The organism is Streptosporangium sp. G12, from assembly GCF_052983175.1.
The window spans coordinates 1-22,574 of sequence record NZ_JBRIQO010000042.1 but is presented as its reverse complement, the minus strand read 5'-3'; the positions used below and the strand labels follow the sequence as shown (position 1 = coordinate 22,574).

The following is a 22,574-nucleotide window of genomic DNA, read 5'->3' as shown; positions in this document are numbered from 1 at the left end:
GTGCAGGTCTTCCTCCAGACCCTGATCGGCGGGGTCACGTTCGGAGCGGTATACGCGCTGGTGGCGATGGGCTTCTCGATCGTCTACCGGACGATGGGGCTGGTCAACTTCGCGCACGGCAGCGTCGTGATGATCGGCGCGTACGCCGCCTCCACGTTCTACCTGGCCACCCAGCTGCCGTTCGCGATCGCGGTCGCGGTGGCCATCGGGGTCACCGGCCTCATCGGGCTGGTCATCGAGCGCTTCCTGCGGCCGCTGGAGAACAAGGACTTCACGCTGATGCTGATCGGCACGATCGGCTTCGGCGCCGTCCTGGAGGCGGGCGCGGTGCTCGTCTGGGGGGCGACCGGGCACGCGGTCCCCTCCCCCGTCCCTACCGCGCCGCTGGACCTGGGCGGGATCCGCATTCCCACCTACAGCCTGCTGGTGATCGCCGTCGCGGCGACCGCCACCGGCCTGCTCGCGCTGTTCCTGCAGCGCACCAAGCGCGGCGCGGCCATGCAGGCGGTGGCCATGGACCACCAGGCGGCCACCGCGGTCGGCATCCACGTCGGCCGCAGCAACGCGATGGCCTTCGCGATCGGCGCGGGCCTGGCGGCACTGGCGGGCAGCCTGATCGGGCCGATGCTGTACGTCAACCCGACCATGGGCGGCACCCTGGGCATCAAGGGGTTCGCCGCGGCCATGCTCGGCGGGTTCGGCAGCATGCCCGGCGCGATCGTCGGCGGCATGACCTTCGGGCTGCTGGACGCCTTCGCGGCCGGCAACTTCCAGGAGTACTCCGAGCTGGTCACGTTCCTGGTGTTCGCGGTCATCGTGATGATCCGCCCCACCGGCATCTTCGGAGAGACGACGGTGAACCGCGCATGAGACGTCTGGCATACCTCGTCCCCCTCGCGGTGGCCGCCTGGCTGCTGCCGTACGGGCTCGGCGGCTACTCCATGCACGTGGTGAACGTCGCGATCATCTTCGCGATCCTCGCCATCGGCCTGGGTCTGACCATGGGCGTGGCCGGGCAGATCAACCTGGCCCAGGTCGCCTTCTTCGGCGTCGGCGCCTACACCGTCGCCATCCTGTGCACGCGGGCGGGCTTCGGCTTCTGGAGCGCGGCGGCTCTGGCCCTGGTCGTGTCCGTGGTCTTCGGCGTACTGGTGGGCGTCCCGGCGCTGCGGATGCAGTCGCACTATCTCGGCATCGTCACCCTCGGCTTGGCGCTGGCCTTCACCAACTGGGTCACCAACGCCCACATCGCGGGCCGCGCCGAGGGCATCAGCGACATCCCTGCGCCGGTGCTGTTCGGGCTCGACCTGTCCAGCGCGTACCTCTTCTACTACGTCGAGCTGGTGGTCTTCGTCCTCTCGCTGGCGTTCGCGCTGTTCGTCACGCACTCGCCGCTCGGCCGCAGGCTGCGCGCGATGCGCGACGACGACCTGGCGGCCGGCGCGCTCGGCGCGGAGATCCCGCTGCTGCGCATGACGGCCTTCGTGCTGTCCGGCCTGTACGGCGGCCTGGCCGGGGTCCTGTACGCCGGGCTCATCCGCTTCGTGGCGCCCGAGTCGTTCAACATCGCCAACATGTTCCTGCTGCTCGCGATGGTGATCATCGGCGGGCGGGCCAGCATCCTCGGCTGCGTCGTCGGCGCCGTCGCGCTGGCCATGGTGCGCGAGGCGCTGCTGGACGCCTCGGCCTACGCCCAGCTCGGCTACGGCGTCGTGGTGGTCCTCGTGGTGGTCTTCGCCCCCACGGGGCTGGCCGGGCTGCCCCGCCGGCTCCGGTCCCTGCTGCGGCGCCGCGACCCGGGAACGCGGGTGCGGCTGCACCCCTTCCAGCCCTACGACCGGGCCGCGGACAGTGCGGACGGCGCGGAGGGAACGGCCGGCGCGGAGGGAACGGCCGGCGCGGAGGGAACGGCCGGCGCGGAGGGAACGGCCGGCGCGGAGGGAACGGCCGACGCGGGCGTGCTGGAGGTCCGGGGCGTGACGATGCGCTTCAAGGGGCTGACCGCCCTCGACGACGTCTCCCTCGCGGTCACCGCCGGCGAGATCCGCGGCGTCGTCGGCCCCAACGGCTCGGGCAAGACGACCCTGTTCAACATCGTCAGCGGCTTCTACACGCCCAGCGCGGGCGCGGTGCGCCTGCACGGGGACGACGTGACCGGGGCGAGGCCGTACCGGCTCTCCCAGCGCGGGGTCGCCCGCACCTTCCAGAACCTGCGCCTCTTCGAGGACCTCGACGTCCGGGAGAACGTGCTGCTCGGCCTCGACCGCACCAGGACCTCCTGGATCTGGCGCTACCTGGCGCTGCCCTGGAAGGTGTTCGGCTACGAGCGGGCGCTCGGGGCACGCGCCGACGAGATCATCGCCAGGTTCGGGCTGACGGACTACGCCGCCGCCGTCCCGCGCTCGCTGCCGTACGGGATCCAGCGCCGCATCGAGATGGCCCGCGCGATGGCGATGTCGCCGTCGCTGCTCCTGCTCGACGAACCCGCCGCCGGGCTGAACGGCGAGGAGGTCCGCCAGCTCGGCGACATCGTCCGCTCCATCAGGGACTCCGGCGTCACCGTGGTGGTGATCGAGCACAACATGGGACTGGTCATGTCGCTGTGCGACCACGTCACCGTGCTGTCCGGCGGCAAGGTGATCGCCGACGGCACCCCCGCCGAGGTCGCGGTCGCCCCCGCCGTCGTGCAGGCGTACCTCGGCGACTCCATGGCCGCACCCACCGAGTCCGCCGTCGAGGAGGCGACCCGATGACGACCCCGACGACGAACCCGACACTGACCGTCGAGAACCTGTCGGTCCACTACGGTGGCGTCCGCGCCGCCCACGGCGTGAGCTTCACCGTCGGGCCGGGGCAGGCGCTGGGCATCATCGGCGCCAACGGCGCCGGCAAGTCCTCCACCCTCAAGGCCGTGATGGGCCTGGCGCCCCGCCGGGCCACGGCGATCCGTTTCGGCGAGCACGACCTGCTGCGCGCCGCGCCGCACACCCTGGTACGGCACGGGCTCGGCTACGTCCCCGAGGGCAGGCATGTCTTCCCCGGGCTCACCGTGGAGAAGAACCTGCTGCTCGGCGCCTACACCAGTAGCTGGAAGAGCACGCCCATCGACGAGGTGTTCGAGCTGTTCCCGGTCCTCGCCGAGATGCGCCACCGGCTGGCCGGCGCGCTGTCCGGCGGGCAGCAGCAGATGCTGGCCGTCGGCCGGGCGCTCATGTGCCGGCCCAAGATGATGCTGCTCGACGAGCCCTCGATGGGCCTGTCGCCGATTCTCGTGGCGGAGATCGCCGGCGTCCTCAAGCGGCTCAACGCCGACGGGCTGGCCATCCTGCTGGTCGAGCAGAACGCCAAGCTCACCTTCGACGTCACCACCACCTGCCTGGTGATGGAGAACGGGGAGATCGCCGCCACCGGCACCTCGGCCGAGCTTCGTGACGATCCCCAGGTACGGCGTATCTACCTGGGCCTCTGACGGCCCGGCCGGGGGCGCTGCCGGCCACGGGCGCGGCCCTGTTCGGGCTGCCGTTCGTCTCCCCCCGTCCGGCCGCCTCCGGCCGTCTCCACCCGGCCGGCCGCTTCCTCCGGCCGGCCCTCTCCGCTCGCCCGACCGTCTCCGCCCTCCCGCCGATCGGCGTGCTCGGCCCAAGCATCACCCATGGTCCGTCTGATGGAACCAATGATCCGCATACCGGCCCCAGAAGCATTGACCCCCCTACAGGCAAGATCTATCGTGCGTCCATCACTCGGAACTATCAATCCACCTGGTGGACTAGTGAGAGGATGATCATGATCCGTCGCAGAGAGCTGCTCATGGCCGCCGCCGCTGCCGTGCTCGCCCCGGCAGACCAGGCCACCGCGACCGTCCACCGGCGCGACACCGACTTCCCGAAGATCGGCGGGAACCTGGCGAACCAGAACTACAGCGGGCTGCGCGACCTGCACCGCGGCAACGTCAAACGGTTACGGGCCGCCTGGGTCAACAACATCGAGGGCGGCCTCATGGCGGGCAACAGCCAGAGCACCGCCGTGGCCGTGGACGGCGTGCTCTACATCGAGTCGGCCCTGGGCAACGTCACCGCGGTGGACGGCCGCACCGGCACCGTCAGATGGAAGTACCCGCAGACCCGCGGGGCGGTCACCCGGCGCGGCGTCGCGGTCGGCGCCGGCCGGGTCTACACCTGCGCCAACGACAACTGGCTCATCGCCCTCGACCAGCGCACCGGCCAGGTGGTCTGGGAGCGGCAGCACAACGGTTACGGCAACCTGGAGAAGGTCGCGGTCACCTACCACGACGGCATGCTGTACTGCGGCACCAACGACGGCCCGCGCGGTGCCGCGCTCGCCTTCGACGCCGGGACCGGCGACCTGGTCTGGCACTTCTGGGGCACTCCAGGCCCCGGCGAGTTCGGCCACGACACCTGGGAGGGCGACTCCTGGCAGACCGGCGGCGCCACCCCGTGGATGCACTGCGCCATCGACCCGGATCTGCGCCTGGTCTACTGGACGTTCGGCAACGCCAGGGGCGCCCGCTCCTCCCAGGACGGCTCGGAGCGCGGCGGCCAGAACCTGTTCGCCAACTCGATCGTGGCGATGGACCTGAAGACCGGCGCCCACCGCTGGCACTTCCAGTCCGTCCACCACGACATCTGGGACATGGACAACGTCATGGCGCCCGTCCTGCTCGACGCGCGCGTCCACGGCCGGACCCGCAAGCTCGTCGTCTACGGCAGCAAGACCGGCATGTACTACATCCTCGACCGGGCCGACGGCTCGGCCCCGCTGGGCATCGACGAGGTGCCCGTGCCCCAGGAGCCCCGGCAGAAGACCTGGCCCACCCAGCCCTTCCCCCGCCAGGGCGGCTGGACCGAGCTCACCCCCGCACGGCAGCCGCTGGGCACCGAGATCCCCGGACTCCCGCACCGCGCCGTCCCGAACTACCGGATCGGCTCCCTGTACACCCCGCACTGGGACGAGCCGATCCTCACCATCCCCGGGCACGGAGGCGGCGCCGACTGGAACCACCAGTCCTACAGCCACAGCACCCGGCTGGTGTACACCGGCTTCGGCTACGTCGCGGCGGCGCACTCGCTGACCGAGCCGTCCAACGGGCTGCGGCCGCCCGGCGAGTACATGACCGGCGGGGTGGTGGCCGTGGACCCGGGCACCAACCGGGTCCGGTGGAAGCGGAACATGCCGTACTCGCTGGCGCACGGCAACGGCATCCTCACCACGGCCTCCGACCTGCTGTTCATCGGACAGCCCGACGGCAACCTGCTCTGCCTGGACGCCCGCGACGGCCGCGAGCTGTGGCGCTGGCAGACCGGCGCCGCCGTCAGCAGCAGCCCGATCTCCTACGAGATCGACGGGGAGCAGTACATCGCCGTCTACGCGGGCGGCACCAGCATCCCCTACGGCGACTCGGCAACCCGGGGCGACCACCTGTGGGCCTTCAGGCTGGGCGGCACCGTGCCCCCCGCGGCCACCCCGCCCGCACCGGTGGTCCGGCGGCCGGTCTCCGGCGGCCCGGTCGACGGGAGCGCCGTGAACGACACCGTCGTGCTCGCCCGCACCTACAACGCCGCCACCGGCCAGGTCGGCGCCACCGAGTCCGCCGCGGTGAACGCGATGGCCCCCACCCACCTGCGGGTACCGGTCGGCACCACGGTCACCTTCGTCAACCCCGCGGACAACGTCAACGTCCACGGCGCCACCCAGTTCTTCGAGGGACTGTTCGACGTCAGGCTCAACCCGGGCGAGTCGTTCCGGTACACCTTCACCCGGCCGGGCGAGTTCTTCTTCAACGACCCCTTCAGCGCCCGCCCCACCGGCAAGATCGAGGTCCTGCCCCGTTGACCGTGCGGGCGGCCGGGTGCCGGCCCGCTCAGCCGGAGATCACCGCGACGTCGGGCCCCAGCTGCGGGAAGCGCTCCAGCACCTCCGGGTCGTGGCCGGCGACCACGAGATGCGGGCCGCCGGCCAGCTGCCCGATCCTGTCGAAGGCGCCGTACATGCCGGTCATGCTGTGCAGGATCGGGAAGGGGCGGTCGTCCTCCAGGTTCTCGTAGAAGTGGGCGGCGTCGGAGGCCAGGACGACGGCGCCGCGCGCGGTGTTGACGCGCACCACCTGCATGCCCGCGGTGTGCCCGCCGACCAGGTGGACGCTCAGGCCGGGCACGACGTCGGCGTCACCGTCCACCAGCGTCACGCGCCCGTCCTCGCGGGCGGCCAGCAGGTGGGCCAGGTCGTCGTCGTTCAGCAGCCGGCGTTCCCTGGTGAGGCGGTCCGCCCAGGGGCCGGTCCAGTAGTCGAGCTCCGCCCGCTGCAGGACGTAGCGGGCGGAGGTGAACTCGCGCGCGGTGCCGGTGTGGTCGTAGTGCAGGTGGGTCAGCACCACGTGGCCGACGGAGTCCGCGGGTACGCCCAGCGCGGCCACGGCCTCCACCGGCGAGGTGCGGTAGTCCAGCCCCTCGACGTCCTGGGCGCGCGTGCGGCCGATGCCGGTGTCGACGACGACGGTGTGCCGCTCGGAGACCGCGAGCCACACGTAGTACGAGGTGGGGTGCGGCTGCCCCGCGCGGGCGTCGTAGCCGTGGAAGTGCTCCCCGCGCCGGGCGTCGCGTACGGCGTAGCGCAGGGCGTGGACGCGGAACTCGTTCATACCTTCAACGGCTCCGCGCGCTTGAGGCCGAGCTGCTCGGTGGGGACCCGGTAGGTCTCCCGGCCGGTCGCCACCGCGGCCACGTTGACGAGGCACAGCACCGCCACGATGACCGACACGCCGAACCAGCTCTCCTTGCCCGTGCCCGCGAGCGCGGTGGCCACCGTCGGCGCGAAGCCGGCGATCGCGAAGCCGAACTGGGTGCCGACCGCCATGCCGGACAGCCGCACCTTGGTGGTGAACATCTCGCCGTAGAAGGAGGGCCAGACCGCGCTGGTGGCGCTGTGCACGACACCGAACATCGCGATGCCCAGCACGAAGATCAGGGCGTAGCTGCCGGTGGAGATCGACCACAGGTAGGCGAACATCAGCACCGCGCAGCCCAGCGACCCGCCGATGAAGACCGGCTTGCGGCCGACCCTGTCCGACAGCATGCCCCACAGCGGGATGGTGATCACCGCCGCGACGTTGGCCAGGACGCCCACCCACAGCATGGGGCCTCGCTCCAGCCCCACGGTGTTGACCGCGTAGGACAGGGCGTGCACGGTGAAGATCGTGCTCACCGAGGCGATGACCGCGGCCACGACCACCCTCAGCACGTCCTTCCAGTGGTCGCGGAAGAGCACGGCCAGCGGGAGTTTGGCGACGGTGTTGCCGGCGACCTCCTGCTCGAACGCGGGCGTCTCCTCCAGGGTGCGCCGGATGATCAGCCCGACCACGGCCACCACGATGCTCAGCCAGAACGGCACCCGCCAGCCCCAGCTCAGCAGCTGCTCCTCGGGCAGCGCGGCGATCGGCAGGAAGACGGCGGTGGCGATGATCTGCCCGGCCTGGGTGCCGTTGAGGGTGAAGCTGGTGTAGAAGGCGCGCCGTCCCTCGGGGGCGTGCTCGAGCGTCATGGAGTTGGCGCCCGCCTGTTCTCCGGAGACGGAGAAGCCCTGCAGCAGGCGCAGAAGTACCAGCAGGATCGGCGCGAGCACGCCGATCTCGTCGTAGGTGGGCAGGCAGCCGACCAGGAACGTCGACACGCCCATCATCACCAGGGTGACGACCAGCACCTTCTTGCGGCCGAACCTGTCACCCACGTGCCCGAGGACGAAGGCGCCCACCGGCCTGGCCAGGTAGCCGACGCCGAAGGTGGCCAGCGCCAGGAGCGTGCCCGTCGCGGGCGAGGAGGCCGGAAAGAAGATCTTGCTGAAGACCAGCGCGGCCGCGGTGCCGTAGATGAAGAAGTCGTAGTACTCCAAGGCACTGCCGATCCAGGCCGCCGCGGCCGCCTTGCGGGGTTTACCCTGCACTGTCACGGGCGCTCCTCACGTTGGGAGATCAGGGGGATGGCGCGATGGCAGGAAACTAACTCACTGGTTCGTACGTTACAAGGGTGTTGCCGATCGGTTACCTGCCGGATCCGTGCTCGCGTTCGTCCGCGGCGGCGCCCGGACGCAGGGTCACGCCGGACGCGGAGTCACACCGTCACGCCGAGGAAGCCGGCGCCGGGCGCCCCTCCCCGCCCTCCCCGCGCAGGTAGCCGACGACCATCTCGCCGACCATCCGGCGCAGCCTGGCCCGGTGCTCGGGCGCGGTCATGTCGCGGCCGAACAGCGCGCCGAACGTGTGCTGGTTGGCCACCCGGAAGAAGCAGAACGAGCTGATCATCATGTGCACGTCGATGGCGTCGGCCTCGGTGACGAAGTCGCCGGACTCCTGGCCCGCGTCGAGGATGCGTCCGATGAGATCGAGCACCGGAGTCGCGAGGCCCGCCAGCGCCTGCGACTTGCGGATGTGCTCGGCCTGGTGGATGTTCTCGATGGCGACGAGCTGGATGAAGTCGCGGTGCGCGTCGTGATGGTCGAAGGTCAGCTCGGCCAGCGTGCGGATCGCCTCGACCGGGGCCAGGTGCTCGACGTCGACCGTGCGCTCGGCCGCGCGGACCTCGGCGTACGCCTTCTCCAGCACCGCGATGTAGAGCCGCTCCTTGCTGCCGTAGTAGTAGTAGATCATGCGCTTGGTGGTGCGCATCCGGGCGGCGATCTCGTCGACCCGCGCACCGGCGTAGCCGTGGCGCGCGAACTCGTGCTGGGCGACCTTGAGGATCTCCGCTTTGGTGCGGTCAGCGTCCCGCTGGCGTTCGGTGGTGGCGGGCTGCGAGGTCATTGGCCCATCTTAGGATGGCCCGCGTGCTGTGCGGCGAGCCGGATCGGGGCGTTGACGGCGCCGTAGCCCCGGTAGCCGCCGACACGCTGGACGATCTCGAAGAAGACTCGTCCCACGGTGACCGTGTACATGTGCAGGAACTCGCCGTGCTCGTCCCGGTCGTACAGCACGCCCAGCCGGCGCAGCTCGGGATCGACGTCATGGCGGTCCTCCAGGTCGTCGTAGTAGTTGCCCGGGATGGGCAGCAACAGTTCCGGATGCTCGGCGCGCAGCCTGCGGGCGACGGCCAGCAGGTCGTCGCTGGCCAGGGCGACGTGCTGCCACGGGGTGTCGCCCGCACCGACCTGGGCGATGTTGAGCACCATCCGCACCTGTTCGGCGGCCCCGGCGGCTCCGGCGGCCTCTGTAGCCTCTGTGACCTTGTCCGTGACGCCCGCGCCGGACACCGGTGTCGTGGACATCGCCCGGCTGCGCAGCAGGCCGTAGGGGTCGGGCAGCTCCAGGCTCTCCTGCGGGTGCAGGCCCAGCACGCTGCCGTAGAACAGCGCGGCCTCGTCGAAGTGGTGCCAGGGCTGGGTGAGTGCCACGTGGTCGATGTGGGTGATCTGCCCGGGGACCGCCTCGACGGCCTCGACGGCGCCGGAGTCGCCGAAGTCGCCGAGCCAGGCGGTGTCGCAGAAGAAGAGCGCGGTGCCGTCCGGGGCGGCGATCGCGTCCAGCGAGGCGTCCTGCGGGGCGCGTTCGCGCGGGAGCACCGGCGCCAGCAGCGTCTCGGCGTGTCTGACGGCCCGCGCGGGGTCGGGACTGTCCAGTCCGATGGCGACCAGGGCGGGGTCGGCTCCGGTGGCGTTGAGCAGCATCCGGGCCCCGCCCTGGCTCCACAGCTCGACCGGTTTGCCGGCGTGGGAGCCGGTACGGGTGAAACCGAGCGCGTCCAGCACGCCGCTCAGGGAGCCCGCGTCGGCGAGCTCGGCGAAGGCGAAGCCGGTGGGCACGGCGGGGTGCGCGGCGCCGTGCAAGGTCTGTTCCAGGGCGATGAGCGAGCGCATGCCGTCCCGGGCGGTACGGCCGGTGTCGGCCTGGCGGAAGTGGTCGTTGAACACCTCCAGCGACAGCGGCCCGGCGTATCCGGTGTTCAGCACGTGCTGGACCAGGCCGGCGACGTTCATGGTGCCCTGGCCGGGAAAGCAGCGGTAGTGGCGGCTCCACTGCAGCACGTCCATGGCCAGCATCGGCGCGTCGGCGAGCTGCAGAAAGAAGATCTTCTCACCGGGGATGGCCTCGATGCCGATCGGGTCGGAGCCGCGCGACAGGATGTGGAAGCTGTCCAGGCAGGTGCCCAGGTTGGGGTGGTCGGCCATCCGGACGATCCGCCAGGCGTGCAGGTACTCGTTGACGTGCCGGCCCCAGGCCAGCGCCTCGTAGGCGATCCGGATGCCGTGTTCGGCGGCCCGCTCGGCGAGCCGCCGCAGTTGCTCCGCGGCGAGGGCGTCGTCGCCGATCGTGGCGGGCGAGACGTTCGAGCAGACCAGCAGCAGGTCCGCGCCGAGGCGCTCCATCACCCGGAACTTGCGCTCGGCCCGCTCCAGGTTGGCCGCCAGCGCGGGGGCGGGCACGGCCTCGAAGTCGCGGAACGGCTGGTAGAGGTCGATGCCGAGGCCCAGGTCGGCGGCGCGGGCGCGGATCTCCTCGGGTGGGTGCGGGCAGACGAGCAGGTCGTTCTCGAATATCTCCACACCGTCGAATCCGGCGGTGGCGATCGCGATGAGCTTCTCGGTGAGGATGCCGCTGACGGAGACGGTGGCGATGGACGTGCGCATGGCTCCTTCTCGGGTGATGACCGGGCCGCTCGGGTGAGCGAGGTCTCGGGTGACGACCGGGCCGGTCGGGTGGGCGAGGTCTCAGGTCGCGACCAGGTCGGTCAGGTGAGCGAGCATCCGCTCGCTGTCCGGGGTGCGGCCGGTGAAGAGGCGGAAGGCGTGGGCGGCCTGGAAGACGACCATGCCCCCGCCGTCGAGCGTCCGGCAGCCCAGGGCGCGGGCCTGTTCGAGCAGCTCGGTCTCCAGCGGCCGGTAGACGATGTCGGCCACCCACAACCCGGGGTGGAGCAGCTCGACCGGCAGCGGCAGCCCGGGATGGAGCGCCATGCCGGTGGGGGTGGCGTGCGCCAGGCCGTCGGCGCGGGCGAGCAGCCCGGGCAGGTCGTCCCGGGTGGCGGGGCGGGCCCGTTCCGGCCCGAAGCGGTCGCTCAGCCGGGCGGCCAGCGCCGTCGCCCGCGCGGGGTCGGCGTCCACGACGGTGACCTCGCCGGCGCCCATGGTCAGCAGCGCGTGCGCGATCGCCGCTCCCGCGCCTCCCGCGCCGAGCTGGACGATGCGCCGGGTGGGCGCGTCCGGCAGACCGCGGTCGAACGACTCGGCGAAGCCCGTCCAGTCGGTGTTGTGGCCGACGGCCCGCTCGCCGTCGAAGACGACCGTGTTGACGGCGCCCAGCATGCGGGCGTCCGCCGACAGCTCGTCCAGGTGCGGGATGACGGCCTGCTTGCACGGGTGGGTGATGTTGAGCCCGTCATAGCCGAACCGGCGGGCCGTACGGACCAGCTCCCCCACGTCGTGCCCCAGGCTGTCGGTGTCGAGCAGCCGGTAGACGTACCGCAGCCCGTGGTGGGCGGCCTCGCGCTCGTGCAGCGGAGGGCTGAGCGAGGGGCCGATGCCCGAGCCGATCAACCCGGTCAGGTACGAGGCCATCAGTTCTCCCTCTTCAGCAGGTGCGCCAGGTGAGTCAGCGCGAGGACGTATCCGTGCGCCCCGGCGCCGCAGATCACGGCGTCGGCGGCCTCGGAGACGAACGACGTGTGCCGGTACGGCTCACGCCGGTGGATGTTGGTGAGGTGGACCTCGACGGTGGGCAGGGCGACGGCCGCCAACGCGTCGCGCAGGGCGACGGAGGTGTGCGTGTAGCCGCCCGCGTTGATCACGATCGCGGCCGGGCCCGGCTCGTGGACGGCGTCGATCAGCACGCCCTCGTGGTTGCTCTGCCGGAAGTCCACCTCGAGCCCGAGCGTGGCGCCGGTGCCGTGGCAGCGCGCCCGGATGTCGGCGAGCGTCGCGCCGCCGTACAGGTGCGGCTCGCGGCGGCCGAGAAGGTTGAGGTTGGGCCCGTTGAGGACCAGGACGCTGGGCATCGCCCTCCAATGTACGTACTAGTACGTTAGCTGACTAGACAGGGGCGGGCACGGGGCCGGAGCGGCCACGCGGACAGCGGCGGGGACACCCTTCCCGTTCACGTCTCACCTCATGTACGAACTAGTGAGTTCGTTATAGCGCATGACATCCCGGCTTTCCAGTCGTCCGGCCACCGGCCGGCCGTGCTGGTGTTACGCCCGGGCACCGCTCCGGATCGCGGTCCGGCCCTGCCGCCGGTATCTGCCCGGCGCGGTGCCGTACTCCCGTTTGAAGGCGTTGGCGAAGGCGAACTCCGAGGTGTAGCCGATCCGGGTGGCGACCTCGCCGAGCGAGGCGTCGGACTCGCGGAGCAGCCGGGCGGCGGTGGTCATCCGCCACCAGGTCAGATACGTGAGGGGCGGCCGGCCGACCAGGGTGGTGAAGCGCCGGGAGAAGGCCGCCCTGGACAGTCCCGCCCGGGTGCCGAGCGTCTCGACCGTCCACGGGAGCGCGGGGTCACGGTGCAGGGCGTGCAGCGCGGCGCCGATCGCCGGGTCGGCCAGGGCCGCCGCCCAGCCGGTGGCCGTACCGCGTGCGGACTGCTCGTCGAACCAGGCCCGCAGGATGTAGAGCAGCAGCATGTCGAGCAGAGCGGGCACGATGGTGTCCACGCCGAGGCGGGGAGCGTCGAGCTCGCCGCCGAGGAGGTCGACGGCGGCGCGCAGCTCGGGGCGGTGCCCGAGACGGGCGGGCAGATGGACGATCTCCGGCAGGTCGCCGAGGAGCGGGTGCGCCCGGCCGGGATCGAGCCGGTATCCACCGCAGAGGGTCACGGTGACCGCCTGCGAGCCGTCGCGCCCGGCCTCTCCCACGGTCGCGGAGGCGTAGCGGTCCTCGAACCGGGAGTCGTTCAGCGGGTCGCAGGCGGGCTCGGTCAGCGGGGTGGCGGGGCTGTCGGCGAGCGCGTAGCCACCTCCGTGCGGCAGGAACACCACGTCGCCGACGTTCAGCGTGATGGGGTCGCCACCGTCCGGGGGGACCAGCCGGCACGACCCCTGCAGGACCACCTGGAAACCGGCGGAGCCGCGCACGGCGGGGAAACGCTGCCCCCAGGGGGCGTACCACCGGACGCGTGCCGAGCGGGGCTCCCCCGCGCGTATCGCGGCGATCACGTCGCTGAGCACGTCCATCGGGAAAGTCTATCCAGGCTGTTCCTCCGAAGACGTACACGTATGAAGACAAGATTCACACGCATTGGCTGTCTCTGCACGGGCTCATACGGTTGACGCACAGTGTGATCAACCGTGAGAGGAGTCTTCATGGCAGGTCGGCGCAGGATCCTGGTGATCGGGGCGACCGGCACGATCGGCCGGCAGGTCGTGGCCCGGTCGCTGGAGGCCGGCGCCGAGGTACGCGCGGCGGCCCGCGATCCCGAGACGGCCGGCCTTCCCGACGATGCCGAGGTCGTGCGCGCCGACCTGGCCGATCCGGACAGCCTGCGCGCGCCCCTGGACGGGGTCGAGGCCGTGTTCCTCCTCTGGCCGTTCGCCACGGCCGAGGGGATGCCCGCGGTCCTGGACGCGGTCGCCGCGCGTGCCCGCCGCGTCGTCTACCTCTCCTCGGCGGCCGTACGCGACCACGAGCGGCGGATCGAGCGGATGATCGAGCGATCCGGGCTGGAACGGACGTTCCTGCGACCGCACGCCTTCGCGGCCAACGCCCTTCGGTGGGCCGGGCGGATCCGCGCCGAGGCGGTCGTGCGCGAGCCGTACGGCGCGGCCGCCATGCCCCCGCTGCACGAGCGGGACCTCGCGGCGGTCGCGGTGCGCGCGCTCACCGGCGACGGGCACGACGGCGCGGCCTACGAGCTGACCGGGCCCGAGACACTGACCCAGGCCGAGCAGGCGGGCGTCATCGGCGAGGTGATCGGCCGCCCGGTGCGCTGGGAGGAGACCTCGCCGCGGACCGCGCGGCGGCGGATGCTCGACCTCGGCTGGCCCCCCGAGGCCGTGGACGGCGTCCTGCGGGCCCAGGCCGAGATGGTGACCGAGCCGGTGGCGGCCACCACCACGGTGGAGGAGGTCACCGGGGTCCCGGCACGCACGTTCCGCGCCTGGGTGACCGACCACGCGGACCGGTTCCGCGCCCCGTGAAGGCCGCACGCCTCCACGAGATGGCGGCCCGGAGTCAGCCGAAGTCGAAGAAGATCGTCTCCTTCTCACCCTGCAGGTGGATGTCGAAGCGGTAGCGGTCCTCCCCCTCCCGCGCGGCCAGCAGCGTGCGCGCGCGCTCGGGCGGCAGCGAGTCGAGGAAGGCGTCGTGGGCGAGGTAGACGCGGGTGTAGAGATGGTGCAACAGGCCGCGGGCGAACACGCACACGCTGATGTAGCCGTTGCCGGGCACGAGCGTGCGCAGCGTCCAGCGGCCGTCGGCGTCGGTGGGCACCCGGCCGAAGCCGGTGAAGTCGACACCGTGCCTGCCGATGACCGCGCCGGTCACCGGGTCGCGGCGCAGCGTGCCCGGCGCGCCGGTGAGGTCGCCGGACGGGGCGGCCTGCCAGAACTCCAGCAGCGCGTCCGGCACCGGAGCGCCCGCGCCGTCGTAGACGTACCCGTGCACGGTGATCCCGCCGGTCGCGATGTCACCGCCGCCGGGAAACGGGAGCGCGTAGCCGTAGAAGGGGCCGACGGTCTGCGAGGGGGTGGGGTTCACCGGCCCTCCTCCGTCCAGGTGGCGGCGGGGCCGTCCAGGACGATGTCCCACCGGTAGCCGAGGGACCACTCGGGGACGGACAGGTCGTGCTCGTAGGCGGCGACCAGGCGCTGCCGGGCTCGCTCGTCGGTGACGGAGTTGAAGATGGGGTCGTGGGCGAACAGCGGGTCGTTCGGGAAGTACATCTGGGTGACCAGGCGCTGGGTGAAGGCGGTGCCGAAGACCGAGAAGTGGATGTGCGCGGGGCGCCAGGCGTTGGTGTGGTTGCGCCACGGGTAGGCGCCGGGCTTGATCGTGGTGAAGGCGTAGCCGCCGTCGTCGCCGGTGAGGCAGCGACCGACGCCGGTGAAGTTGGGGTCGAGCGGGGCCGGGTGGTCGTCGCGCTGGTGCGGGTAGCGGCCGGAGGCGTTGGCCTGCCATATCTCCACGAGCTGGCCGCGCACCGGGCGGCCGTCCCTGTCGAGGACGCGGCCGTGCACGGTGATGCGCTCGCCCAGCGGCTCGGCGAGGTGCTGTCTGGTCAGGTCGGCGTCGAGCGCGGTGACGTCGGTGACACCGAAGACCGGCCCGGCCAGCTCGGCCGCGTCCGGGTCCTTGAGCGCGATCAGCGGTTGTTTCGGGTGGCGGAGCACGGTGCTGCGGTAGGGGCCGTAGTCGCGGGACGGGTGGTGCGCCTCCCGGCCGTCACCGGCGTTCCGGAGCTCGCGGAGCTCGCGGAGCTCGGCGATCTCGCGGTCGATGTCGGCCTGCGTGAGGGGTGTGGACATGAACTCCTACCTTTCGGGAACGACGGCCGGGCCCTGACCGGCGCCGACGCGAGGGGAGGCGAGACCGGAGCGGGCCGTCCCGGCCACGGCGGAGACGCTCCTCACGCCCTCACCTCCGCGTCCGTACGATCGCGCAGCTCCGCCAGGCTCACCCCGGGGGCGGTCTCCACCAGCGCCAGCCCCTCCCCCGTGACGTCGAGGACGCCGAGGTCGGTGATGATCCGGTGGACGCACCCCTTCCCCGTGAGGGGCAGCGAGCACTCCTCGACGATCTTCGGCGAACCGTCCCTGGCGACGTGATCCATGATCACGATGACCCTGCGGGCGCCGTGGACCAGGTCCATCGCGCCGCCCATGCCCTTGACGAGCCTGCCGGGGACCATCCAGTTGGCCAGGTCGCCACGGGCCGAGACCTGCATCGCGCCCAGCACCGCCACGTCGATGTGACCACCGCGGATCATGCCGAACGACAGCGAGGAGTCGAAGAACGACGCGCCGGGAAGCACGGTCACGGTCTCCTTGCCCGCGTTGATCAGGTCGGGGTCGACCGCGTCCGGCGCGGGGTAGGGGCCGACGCCGAGGATGCCGTTCTCCGAGTGCAGGATCACGTCCGTGCCCGCCGGCAGGAAGGAGGGGATGCGGGTGGGCAGGCCGATGCCGAGGTTGACGTGGTCACCGTCGCGCAGCTCGGCCGCCGCGCGCGCGACCATCCGGTCACGGCTCCAGCTCATGAGGTGGTCCCCCCTCGCTCCGCGGGCACGGAGGTGGTACGCCGCTCGACAGCCTTGTCGGCGGCCTGCTCCGGGGTGAGCGGCACGACGCGCTGGACGAACACCCCGGGCAGGTGGATCTCGTCGGGGTCGAGCTCGGTCAGCTCCTCGACCTCGGCGATCGTGACCCGCCCGGCCATCGCGGCCAGCGGGTTGAAGTTCCTGGCGGCCTTGCCGAACACGAGGTTGCCGTGCCGGTCTCCCCTGGCCGCCCGCACCAGCGCGAAGTCGGTGGTGATGCCGCGCTCCAGCACGTAGGCCCGGCCGTCGAACTCGCGCACCTCCTTGGGCGGCGAGGCGAGCACCACCGAGCCGTCCGGGCCGTGCCGCAGCGGCAGCCCGCCGTCGGCGACCGGCGTGCCGACCCCGGCCGGGGTGTAGAAGGCGGGGATGCCGCAACCGCCCGCGCGCAGCCGCTCGGCCAGGCTGCCCTGCGGGGTGAGCTCCACCTCCAGCTCCCCCGTCAGGTACTGCCGGGCGAACTCCTTGTTGTCGCCGATGTAGGAGGCGGTCACCCGGCTGATCCGGCCCGCCTCCAGCAGGACGCCCAGGCCGCCGCCGTCCACGCCGCAGTTGTTCGACACCACGCCGATCCCGCGCACCCCCGTGTCGTACAGGGCCTGGATCAGCACGTTCGGGATGCCGCTCAGGCCGAACCCGCCCACCGCGAACGACGCGCCGTCGCGCACGTCCGCCAGGGCCTCCGCGGCCGTGGCGATCACCTTGTCTCCGCGCACGGCACTCCGTTCGGCCATGTTCGCTGTGCGAACTTTAGTTCATTATCGCGCACTTGAGTATGTGTACCGGCGACCGTCCTGTCAAAGCGCCCTCGTCGGCGCGGGGAGGAACCGGCCCGCGTTACGGGAGGGACGGCGCTCCCTTTTGGAAGGCGGGCCGGCCGCCGTGCCGCGCACGCCGGCCGCGTCAGGCCGCGCCGGTGCGCGCGGCGGTGACGACCACCGTGGTGTAGGGCATCGTGAAGCCGCCCCCCATCGCGTCGACGGCGGCGCCGGCTCCCTCCAGCACCTCCGCCAGCCTGTCCTGCGGGAGCCGGGTGAGAGCTCCGGAGGTGGGCAGCTGGTCCAGCCACGCGTCCCGGGTGTAGAAACACTCCCAGTCGAACCGCCACTGCTCCGGGTCGCCGAACCCGCCCACCTCCCGGATCCCGTCGGCGGCCCTGGCGAACAGCGCCTGGTATCCCTCCAGGGCGTTTCCCGCCCCCTGGAAAACGAACGGCGAGTCGGGCACCACCCGCCGGTAGACAGCGGCGAAGGCCTCCACCAAGCCCGGCGGAAGCTGGAACACGTGCCAGAACGCCGCCAGCCGCCCGCCGGGCCGCAGCACCCGCGCCGCCTTGGCGGCTCCCGCCACCGGGTCCACCCAGTGCCAGGCCGTCCCGGCGACGACCGCGTCGAACATCCGGCCGGCGGGGTCCCAGGCCTCGAACGTCGCCACCTCGACCTCGACCCCGCCGCGCCGCGCGAAGTCGGCCATCCGCGCGTCGGGCTCGACGCCGAGGACCTCGCAGCCGGCCGCCTGGAACTGCCGGGCCTCTATGCCGGTGCCGCAGCCGACGTCGAGGACGCCGGGCCCGGGGCAGGCGGCGACGATCCGGTCCACCATGGCGTCGGGATAGCGGGGCCGGGTGCGGTCGTAGCGTTCGGCGTCCGAGCCGAACGACTCCGCCACCTGCCGGTGTCGATGAAGGTCGTTCCCAGGAAGCGGCGCTCCGGCCGGCGGTATAGTGGGCATGCGCCCACGCTAGTGGGCACATGCCCACTCGTCAACGGGCGGGCTCCTCGACCGGGAAGAGGGATGCACGGTGCCGACGGGGGTGGCCATGCGCGACGCGCGCGAGCAGCTGTTCGACGCCGCCGAGCGCGTCCTGCTCAGGGACGGGCCGAACGCGCTGACCAGCCGGGCGGTCACCACGGAGGCCGACTGCGCCAAGGGGGTCCTGCACCGGCACTTCGCCGACTTCGACGCCTTCCTCGCCGAGCTCGTGCTGGACCGCGCCGCCCGGATCGGCCCTCAGGCCGCCGCCCTGTACGACTCCGCCGGGACCGGCACCGTCGCCGGCAACCTCACCGGCGCGCTGACGGAGCTGTTCGAGACGGTCGCCGTGGCGATCGTCGGCCTCGTCATCTCCCGGGACGACCTGCGCGCCCGGCTGCGCCGGGCCGGGTCCACCGGCGTCCCGGTCCTGGCGGAGGCCGGGGCCATGCTCGCCTCCTACCTCACCGCCGAGTGCGAGATGGGCCGCATCGCGGCGGACGCCGACACCGACACGCTCGCGTTCACGCTGGTCGGGGCCGGGCACCTGCTGTACGCCGGCGCGGGGGGCGTCCCGCCCGAGGCCGGAGCCGTCCACCGGATCGTGACCACGGTCATCGCCGACGTGGTGCAAAGACGGCTGCTGTGAGCCGCCCGCCCGCGCCGGCGATCCGCTGGGAGCGCGGCGCGGCTCACCGCCTCGCGAAGTGACGCCGGACGCGCGGCCGGCCGTCGTGGTCGAGGGCGGACGGGGACGTGGACGTGGACGTGGACGTTCTGGCGTACCGCGGACAAGGCGGTCACAGCCGTGAGACGTGAGCCGGAGGGACCGGCCGCCGGGCGGCCGGTCCCCGCCTCAGGTCCGCCGGACGCCGATGAGCCGCTGCAGCAGGATGAAGGCGAACAGCAGCAGGCCAATGAAGATCTTGGTCCACCAGGAGCTGAGGGTTCCCTCGAAGCTGATGATCGTCTGGGTCAGGCCGAGCACGAGGATGCCCAGCACGGTGCCGAAGAGATAGCCCGAGCCGCCGGTGAGCAGCGTGCCTCCGATGACCACCGCCGCGATGGCGTCCAGTTCCATGCCGACGGCGTGCAGGCCGTATCCGGACAGCATGTAGAAGGACAGCAGGATCCCGCCGAGCGCGGAGCACAGCCCGCTGATCGTGTAGACGGCGATCTTCGTCCGCCCCACCGGAAGACCCATGAGCAGCGCGGACTGCTCACTGCCGCCGACGGCGTAGACCGTGCGCCCCAGACGCGTGTGGTGCAGCACGTACGCGGCCACCAGCACCACGATCGCGGCGATCACCACGCTCGGCGAGATCCACATCTCGCCGCCCAGGTCGATCCTGGTCTGCGCGAAGGCGGTGAAGATGCCGTCGGTGATCGGGATCGAGTCGGTGCCGATCGTGTAGCACAGCCCGCGGGCCAGGAACATCCCGGCGAGGGTCGCGATGAAGGGCTGGACCTGGAAGTAGTGGATGATCGCCCCCATCCCGAATCCCAGCGTCGCGCCGATGGCCAGCACCAGCACGATCACCACCGGCGCCGGCCAGCCCTGGTTCGTGACGAGGCTGGCCGTGACCATCGTGGACAGCGCCACCACCGCGCCCACCGACAGGTCGATGCCGCCGGCGAGGATCACGAACGTCATGCCGACGCCGACGACGAGCAGGAACGCGTTGTCGACGAAGACGTTGAGGATCACCTGCCCGCTGGCGAACCCCTCGTACCGGATGCCGCCGGCCACGAACATCGCGATGAGCAGGCCCGCGGTCACCGCGACCGGGACGTACCTGCGGGGGATCGCGAGCCGCCCGGCCGGGCCGGCCAGGATGGTGTCCGTCATCTGTTCCTCACCGTCTCTTCCCGTACCTGCTCGCCGGTGGCCGTGCCCGTGAGGGGGCGGCCGGGACCGTCCCCCGAAGCGGGAGGCGGCGGAGCGGGATCCCGCTCCCACTGGAACACCTTCCGCCGGAAGGCCGGCGACTGCAGCAGGCACACGATCGTCACCACGAGCGCCTTGAACAGCAGCGTCGTCTCCGGCGGCACGCCGATCGAGTAGATCGTGGTGGTCAGGGTCTGAATGATCAACGCTCCCAGCACGGTGCCGCCGAGGGAGAACCGGCCGCCCGCCAGCGAGGTGCCGCCGATGACGACGGCCAGGATGGCGTCCAGCTCGATCCACAGGCCGGCGTTGTTGCCGTCCGCGCTGGACACGTTGGAACTGATCATCAGTCCCGCGATGCCCGCGCACAGCCCGCAGAAGGTGTACGTCACGATCAGCACGCCCCGGGAGCGGATCCCGGACAGCCTGCTGGCCTCGGCGTTGCCGCCGACGGCCTCGATGAACATGCCCAGGGCCAGCCTCCGGGTGAGGAAGGCGGTCAGCGCCGTCAGCGCGATCACGATGAGGATGCCGAACGGCAGCGTGAGCCAGTAGCCACCGCCGACCAGCTTGTACGGGGCACTGTTGACCGTGATGATCTGCCCGTCGGTGATCAGCTGGGCCAGGCCCCGTCCCGCGACCATGAGGATCAGCGTCGCGATGATCGGCTGGATGCCCACGGCGGCCACCAGGAACCCGTTCCAGGCTCCGAGCGCGAGCGCCACCACCAGCGTGACGCCGATCGCCGACAGCACGCCGGCGACGGAGTTCTGGTCGGCCAGGCCGCTGATCTGCATGCAGGCCAGTGCCCCGCCGATCGCCACCACCGAGCCGACCGACAGGTCGATGCCGCCGGTGGCGATGACCAGCGTCATGCCCAGCGCGACCAGGATCAGCGGCGCCCCGAAGCGGAGGATGTCGATGAGGCTGCCGTAGAGGTGCCCGTCCCTCATCTGCACGTGCAGGAAGTTGTCGGTGAACACCACGTTGAGCGCCAGCAGCGCGACCAGGATCACGCCGGGCCAGAGCAGCCGATGCCGGGCCAGGGCGCCGACGCGGTTTTGTACAGAACTCATGCCGGCGCTCCGCTCGCGATCTTCTGCATCAGGATGTCGGTGGTGAGCGCGTCGTCGTTGTCGAGCTGGGCGACCAGCGCGCGGTCGCGCAGCACCCCGACCCGGTGACTGAGCCGCAGGACCTCCTCCAGCTCGGCGGAGATGAACAGCACGGCCATGCCTCCGTCGGACAGTTCGGCGACCAGCCGCTGGATCTCCGCCTTCGCGCCGACGTCGATCCCCCGGGTGGGCTCGTCGAGGATGAGCAGCCGGGGCTCCATGATCAGCCAGCGGGCCAGCAGCACCTTCTGCTGGTTGCCGCCGCTGAGGGTGCGGACCGGCTGCTCGGGGTCACCCGGCCGGATGTTCAGGGTGGCGATGTACTTGGCGACCAGCTCGTCCTGCTTGCGCCGGGACAGCGGCCTGCTCCAGCCGCGCGAGGCCTGCAGCGCGAGGACGATGTTCTCCCGCACCGTGAGCTCGTCGACGAGCCCTTCCGCCCGCCGGTTCTCCGAGCAGAAGGCGATCTTCCGGTTCATCGCCGCCCGCGGTGTGCGCAGCGCGATCTGCTTGCCGCCGACCTCCAGCGAGCCGCTGTCGGCGTGGTCGGCGCCGAACAGCAGCCGCGCCAGCTCGGTGCGGCCCGAGCCGAGCAGGCCGGCCAGCCCGACGACCTCGCCCTGCCTGATGGTCAGGGTGAAGGGGGCGATGGCGCCCGCCCGCCCGAGGTCGCGAGCCTCCACCAGCGGCTCCGCGACCCGGGCGGGCGGCTTCTCGTCGAGTTTCTCCAGGTCGGCCAGCTCCCGCCCGATCATCTTGGCGACCAGGTCGACCTGGGAGAGCTCGCGGGTGAGGTACTCCCCCACGAGCTTCCCGTCGCGCAGGATCGTCATGCGGTCCGACACCTCGTAGATCTGGTCGAGGAAGTGCGAGACGAACAGGATGGCGATGCCCTGCTCCTTCAGCCGGCGCATCACCCGGAACAGCTGGGCCACCTCGCCGGCGTCGAGGCTGGAGGTCGGCTCGTCGAGGATCAGCACCTTGGCGTCGATGTCGATCGCCCTGGCGATCGCGACCATCTGCTGCACGGCCAGCGAGTACGACGCCAGCGGCGCCGACACGTCGACGCGCAGGTCCAGGCGGCCCATCAGTTCCTTGGCCCGCCGGCGCATCTCCTTCCACCGGATGCGGCCGAACCTGCGCGGTTCCCGGCCCACGAAGATGTTCTCCGCGACCGAGAGGTTCCCGCACAGGTTGACCTCCTGGTAGACCGTGCTGATACCGGCCTGCTGGGCGGCTGACGGGCTGGAGAAGGCGACCGGCTTCCCTGCCAGCTCGATCTCGCCCTCGTCGACGCCGTACACGCCGGTGAGGACTTTGATCAGCGTCGACTTCCCCGCGCCGTTCTCTCCCATCAGCGCGTGCACCTCGCCCGGCAGCAGCCGGAAGCCGACGTCGTCCAGGGCCTTGACGCCGGGGAATCGTTTGCCGATCCCGCTCATCCGTACGATCGGTGCCGGTGCGTCCATGCCGCGCTCCTTTCTTCTTTCCGGGGTGGGCGGCTCAGTACTGGCGGGTGGGCAGGGCTTCCTTGGCCTGCTCCTGGGTGAAGGTGGTCTCCTCGGTCACCACCCGA

General features: G+C 71.6%; 21 protein-coding genes. 6 read left to right on the top strand and 15 right to left on the bottom strand.

The genetic code is table 11. The features are described 5' to 3' along the window. From ACVCAG_RS41905 to ACVCAG_RS41890, 4 genes are all read left to right on the top strand, one after another. Positions 1 to 870, top strand: a complete 870-nt coding sequence (locus ACVCAG_RS41905) for an ABC transporter permease subunit (protein ID WP_440088835.1) — start codon at positions 1 to 3, stop codon at positions 868 to 870. Continuing rightward, positions 867 to 2,753 (top strand): branched-chain amino acid ABC transporter ATP-binding protein/permease, encoded by a 1,887-nt coding sequence (locus tag ACVCAG_RS41900; RefSeq protein ID WP_447191458.1) that lies wholly within the window; start codon positions 867 to 869, stop codon positions 2,751 to 2,753. The genes ACVCAG_RS41905 and ACVCAG_RS41900 overlap by 4 nt, the downstream gene beginning before the upstream one ends. Continuing rightward, a complete protein-coding gene (locus ACVCAG_RS41895) occupies positions 2,750 to 3,469 on the top strand; it encodes an ABC transporter ATP-binding protein (RefSeq protein ID WP_447191457.1) in 720 nt (239 codons plus the stop codon). Before ACVCAG_RS41900 ends, ACVCAG_RS41895 begins: the two co-directional genes overlap by 4 nt. 314 nt (positions 3,470 to 3,783) lie before the next feature. Continuing rightward, positions 3,784 to 5,850, top strand: coding sequence for an outer membrane protein assembly factor BamB family protein (locus ACVCAG_RS41890; protein WP_447191456.1), 2,067 nt, complete (start codon positions 3,784 to 3,786; stop codon positions 5,848 to 5,850). Positions 5,851 to 5,878: 28 nt separating this feature from the next. Here the strand turns inward: ACVCAG_RS41890 and ACVCAG_RS41885 are convergent, their stop codons facing one another. The 7 genes from ACVCAG_RS41885 to ACVCAG_RS41855 all read right to left on the bottom strand — a co-directional run bounded on the left by ACVCAG_RS41885 (position 5,879) and on the right by ACVCAG_RS41855 (position 13,163). Next, positions 5,879 to 6,655 carry an N-acyl homoserine lactonase family protein gene (locus tag ACVCAG_RS41885; RefSeq protein ID WP_440088842.1) on the bottom strand — a complete coding sequence of 259 codons (777 nt, stop codon included), beginning with the start codon at positions 6,653 to 6,655 and terminating at the stop codon, positions 5,879 to 5,881. Then, on the bottom strand, positions 6,652 to 7,959 hold the full coding sequence (locus tag ACVCAG_RS41880) for an MFS transporter (protein WP_440088844.1): 1,308 nt from the start codon (positions 7,957 to 7,959) through the stop codon (positions 6,652 to 6,654). Before ACVCAG_RS41880 ends, ACVCAG_RS41885 begins: the two co-directional genes overlap by 4 nt. A gap of 169 nt (positions 7,960 to 8,128) precedes the next feature. Beyond that, positions 8,129 to 8,809, bottom strand: coding sequence for a TetR family transcriptional regulator (locus ACVCAG_RS41875; RefSeq protein ID WP_440088845.1), 681 nt, complete (start codon positions 8,807 to 8,809; stop codon positions 8,129 to 8,131). Further along, the gene (locus ACVCAG_RS41870) at positions 8,806 to 10,629 is read right to left on the bottom strand and encodes a TIM barrel protein (RefSeq protein WP_440088846.1); all 1,824 of its coding nucleotides are present in this window, start codon (positions 10,627 to 10,629) and stop codon (positions 8,806 to 8,808) included. The genes ACVCAG_RS41875 and ACVCAG_RS41870 overlap by 4 nt, the downstream gene beginning before the upstream one ends. Positions 10,630 to 10,710: 81 nt before the next feature. Beyond that, on the bottom strand, positions 10,711 to 11,556 hold the full coding sequence (locus tag ACVCAG_RS41865) for a shikimate dehydrogenase (RefSeq protein ID WP_440088847.1): 846 nt from the start codon (positions 11,554 to 11,556) through the stop codon (positions 10,711 to 10,713). Beyond that, on the bottom strand, positions 11,556 to 11,993 hold the full coding sequence (gene aroQ, locus ACVCAG_RS41860; RefSeq protein ID WP_440088849.1) for a type II 3-dehydroquinate dehydratase: 438 nt from the start codon (positions 11,991 to 11,993) through the stop codon (positions 11,556 to 11,558). The genes ACVCAG_RS41865 and aroQ overlap by 1 nt, the downstream gene beginning before the upstream one ends. Positions 11,994 to 12,185: 192 nt before the next feature. After that, positions 12,186 to 13,163, bottom strand: coding sequence for an AraC family transcriptional regulator (locus ACVCAG_RS41855; protein ID WP_447191455.1), 978 nt, complete (start codon positions 13,161 to 13,163; stop codon positions 12,186 to 12,188). 129 nt (positions 13,164 to 13,292) lie between these two features. Between ACVCAG_RS41855 and ACVCAG_RS41850 the strand changes: the two genes are divergently transcribed. Further along, entirely contained in the window at positions 13,293 to 14,126 is an 834-nt protein-coding gene (locus ACVCAG_RS41850; protein WP_440088853.1) for an NmrA family NAD(P)-binding protein, read from the top strand. Between the two features lie 34 nt (positions 14,127 to 14,160). Here ACVCAG_RS41850 and pcaG read toward each other — a convergent pair whose 3' ends face one another. From pcaG to ACVCAG_RS41825, 5 genes are all read right to left on the bottom strand, one after another. After that, positions 14,161 to 14,685, bottom strand: a complete 525-nt coding sequence (gene pcaG / locus ACVCAG_RS41845; RefSeq protein WP_440088854.1) for a protocatechuate 3,4-dioxygenase subunit alpha — start codon at positions 14,683 to 14,685, stop codon at positions 14,161 to 14,163. After that, positions 14,682 to 15,452, bottom strand: coding sequence for a protocatechuate 3,4-dioxygenase subunit beta (pcaH, locus tag ACVCAG_RS41840; protein WP_440088856.1), 771 nt, complete (start codon positions 15,450 to 15,452; stop codon positions 14,682 to 14,684). The genes pcaG and pcaH overlap by 4 nt, the downstream gene beginning before the upstream one ends. 101 nt (positions 15,453 to 15,553) lie before the next feature. After that, entirely contained in the window at positions 15,554 to 16,183 is a 630-nt protein-coding gene (locus ACVCAG_RS41835) for a CoA transferase subunit B (RefSeq protein ID WP_440088857.1), read from the bottom strand. Beyond that, positions 16,180 to 16,977, bottom strand: a complete 798-nt coding sequence (locus tag ACVCAG_RS41830; RefSeq protein WP_440088858.1) for a 3-oxoacid CoA-transferase subunit A — start codon at positions 16,975 to 16,977, stop codon at positions 16,180 to 16,182. The genes ACVCAG_RS41835 and ACVCAG_RS41830 overlap by 4 nt, the downstream gene beginning before the upstream one ends. A 169-nt stretch (positions 16,978 to 17,146) precedes the next feature. Next, on the bottom strand, positions 17,147 to 17,974 hold the full coding sequence (locus ACVCAG_RS41825; protein ID WP_440088859.1) for a methyltransferase domain-containing protein: 828 nt from the start codon (positions 17,972 to 17,974) through the stop codon (positions 17,147 to 17,149). Between the two features lie 70 nt (positions 17,975 to 18,044). Between ACVCAG_RS41825 and ACVCAG_RS41820 the strand changes: the two genes are divergently transcribed. Next, on the top strand, positions 18,045 to 18,644 hold the full coding sequence (locus tag ACVCAG_RS41820; RefSeq protein WP_440088861.1) for a TetR family transcriptional regulator: 600 nt from the start codon (positions 18,045 to 18,047) through the stop codon (positions 18,642 to 18,644). Between the two features lie 207 nt (positions 18,645 to 18,851). Here the strand turns inward: ACVCAG_RS41820 and yjfF are convergent, their stop codons facing one another. Genes yjfF through ACVCAG_RS41805 form a run of 3 tightly spaced genes read right to left on the bottom strand, consistent with a single transcriptional unit; the run spans position 18,852 to position 22,467 of the window. Beyond that, positions 18,852 to 19,844 (bottom strand): galactofuranose ABC transporter, permease protein YjfF, encoded by a 993-nt coding sequence (yjfF, locus tag ACVCAG_RS41815; RefSeq protein WP_440088862.1) that lies wholly within the window; start codon positions 19,842 to 19,844, stop codon positions 18,852 to 18,854. Beyond that, positions 19,841 to 20,959: an ABC transporter permease subunit gene (locus ACVCAG_RS41810; protein WP_440088864.1), complete on the bottom strand. Its 1,119-nt coding sequence runs from the start codon at positions 20,957 to 20,959 to the stop codon at positions 19,841 to 19,843. Before ACVCAG_RS41810 ends, yjfF begins: the two co-directional genes overlap by 4 nt. Further along, positions 20,956 to 22,467, bottom strand: a complete 1,512-nt coding sequence (locus tag ACVCAG_RS41805; protein WP_440088866.1) for an ATP-binding cassette domain-containing protein — start codon at positions 22,465 to 22,467, stop codon at positions 20,956 to 20,958. The genes ACVCAG_RS41810 and ACVCAG_RS41805 overlap by 4 nt, the downstream gene beginning before the upstream one ends. Between the last annotated feature and the right edge of the window lie 107 nt (positions 22,468 to 22,574).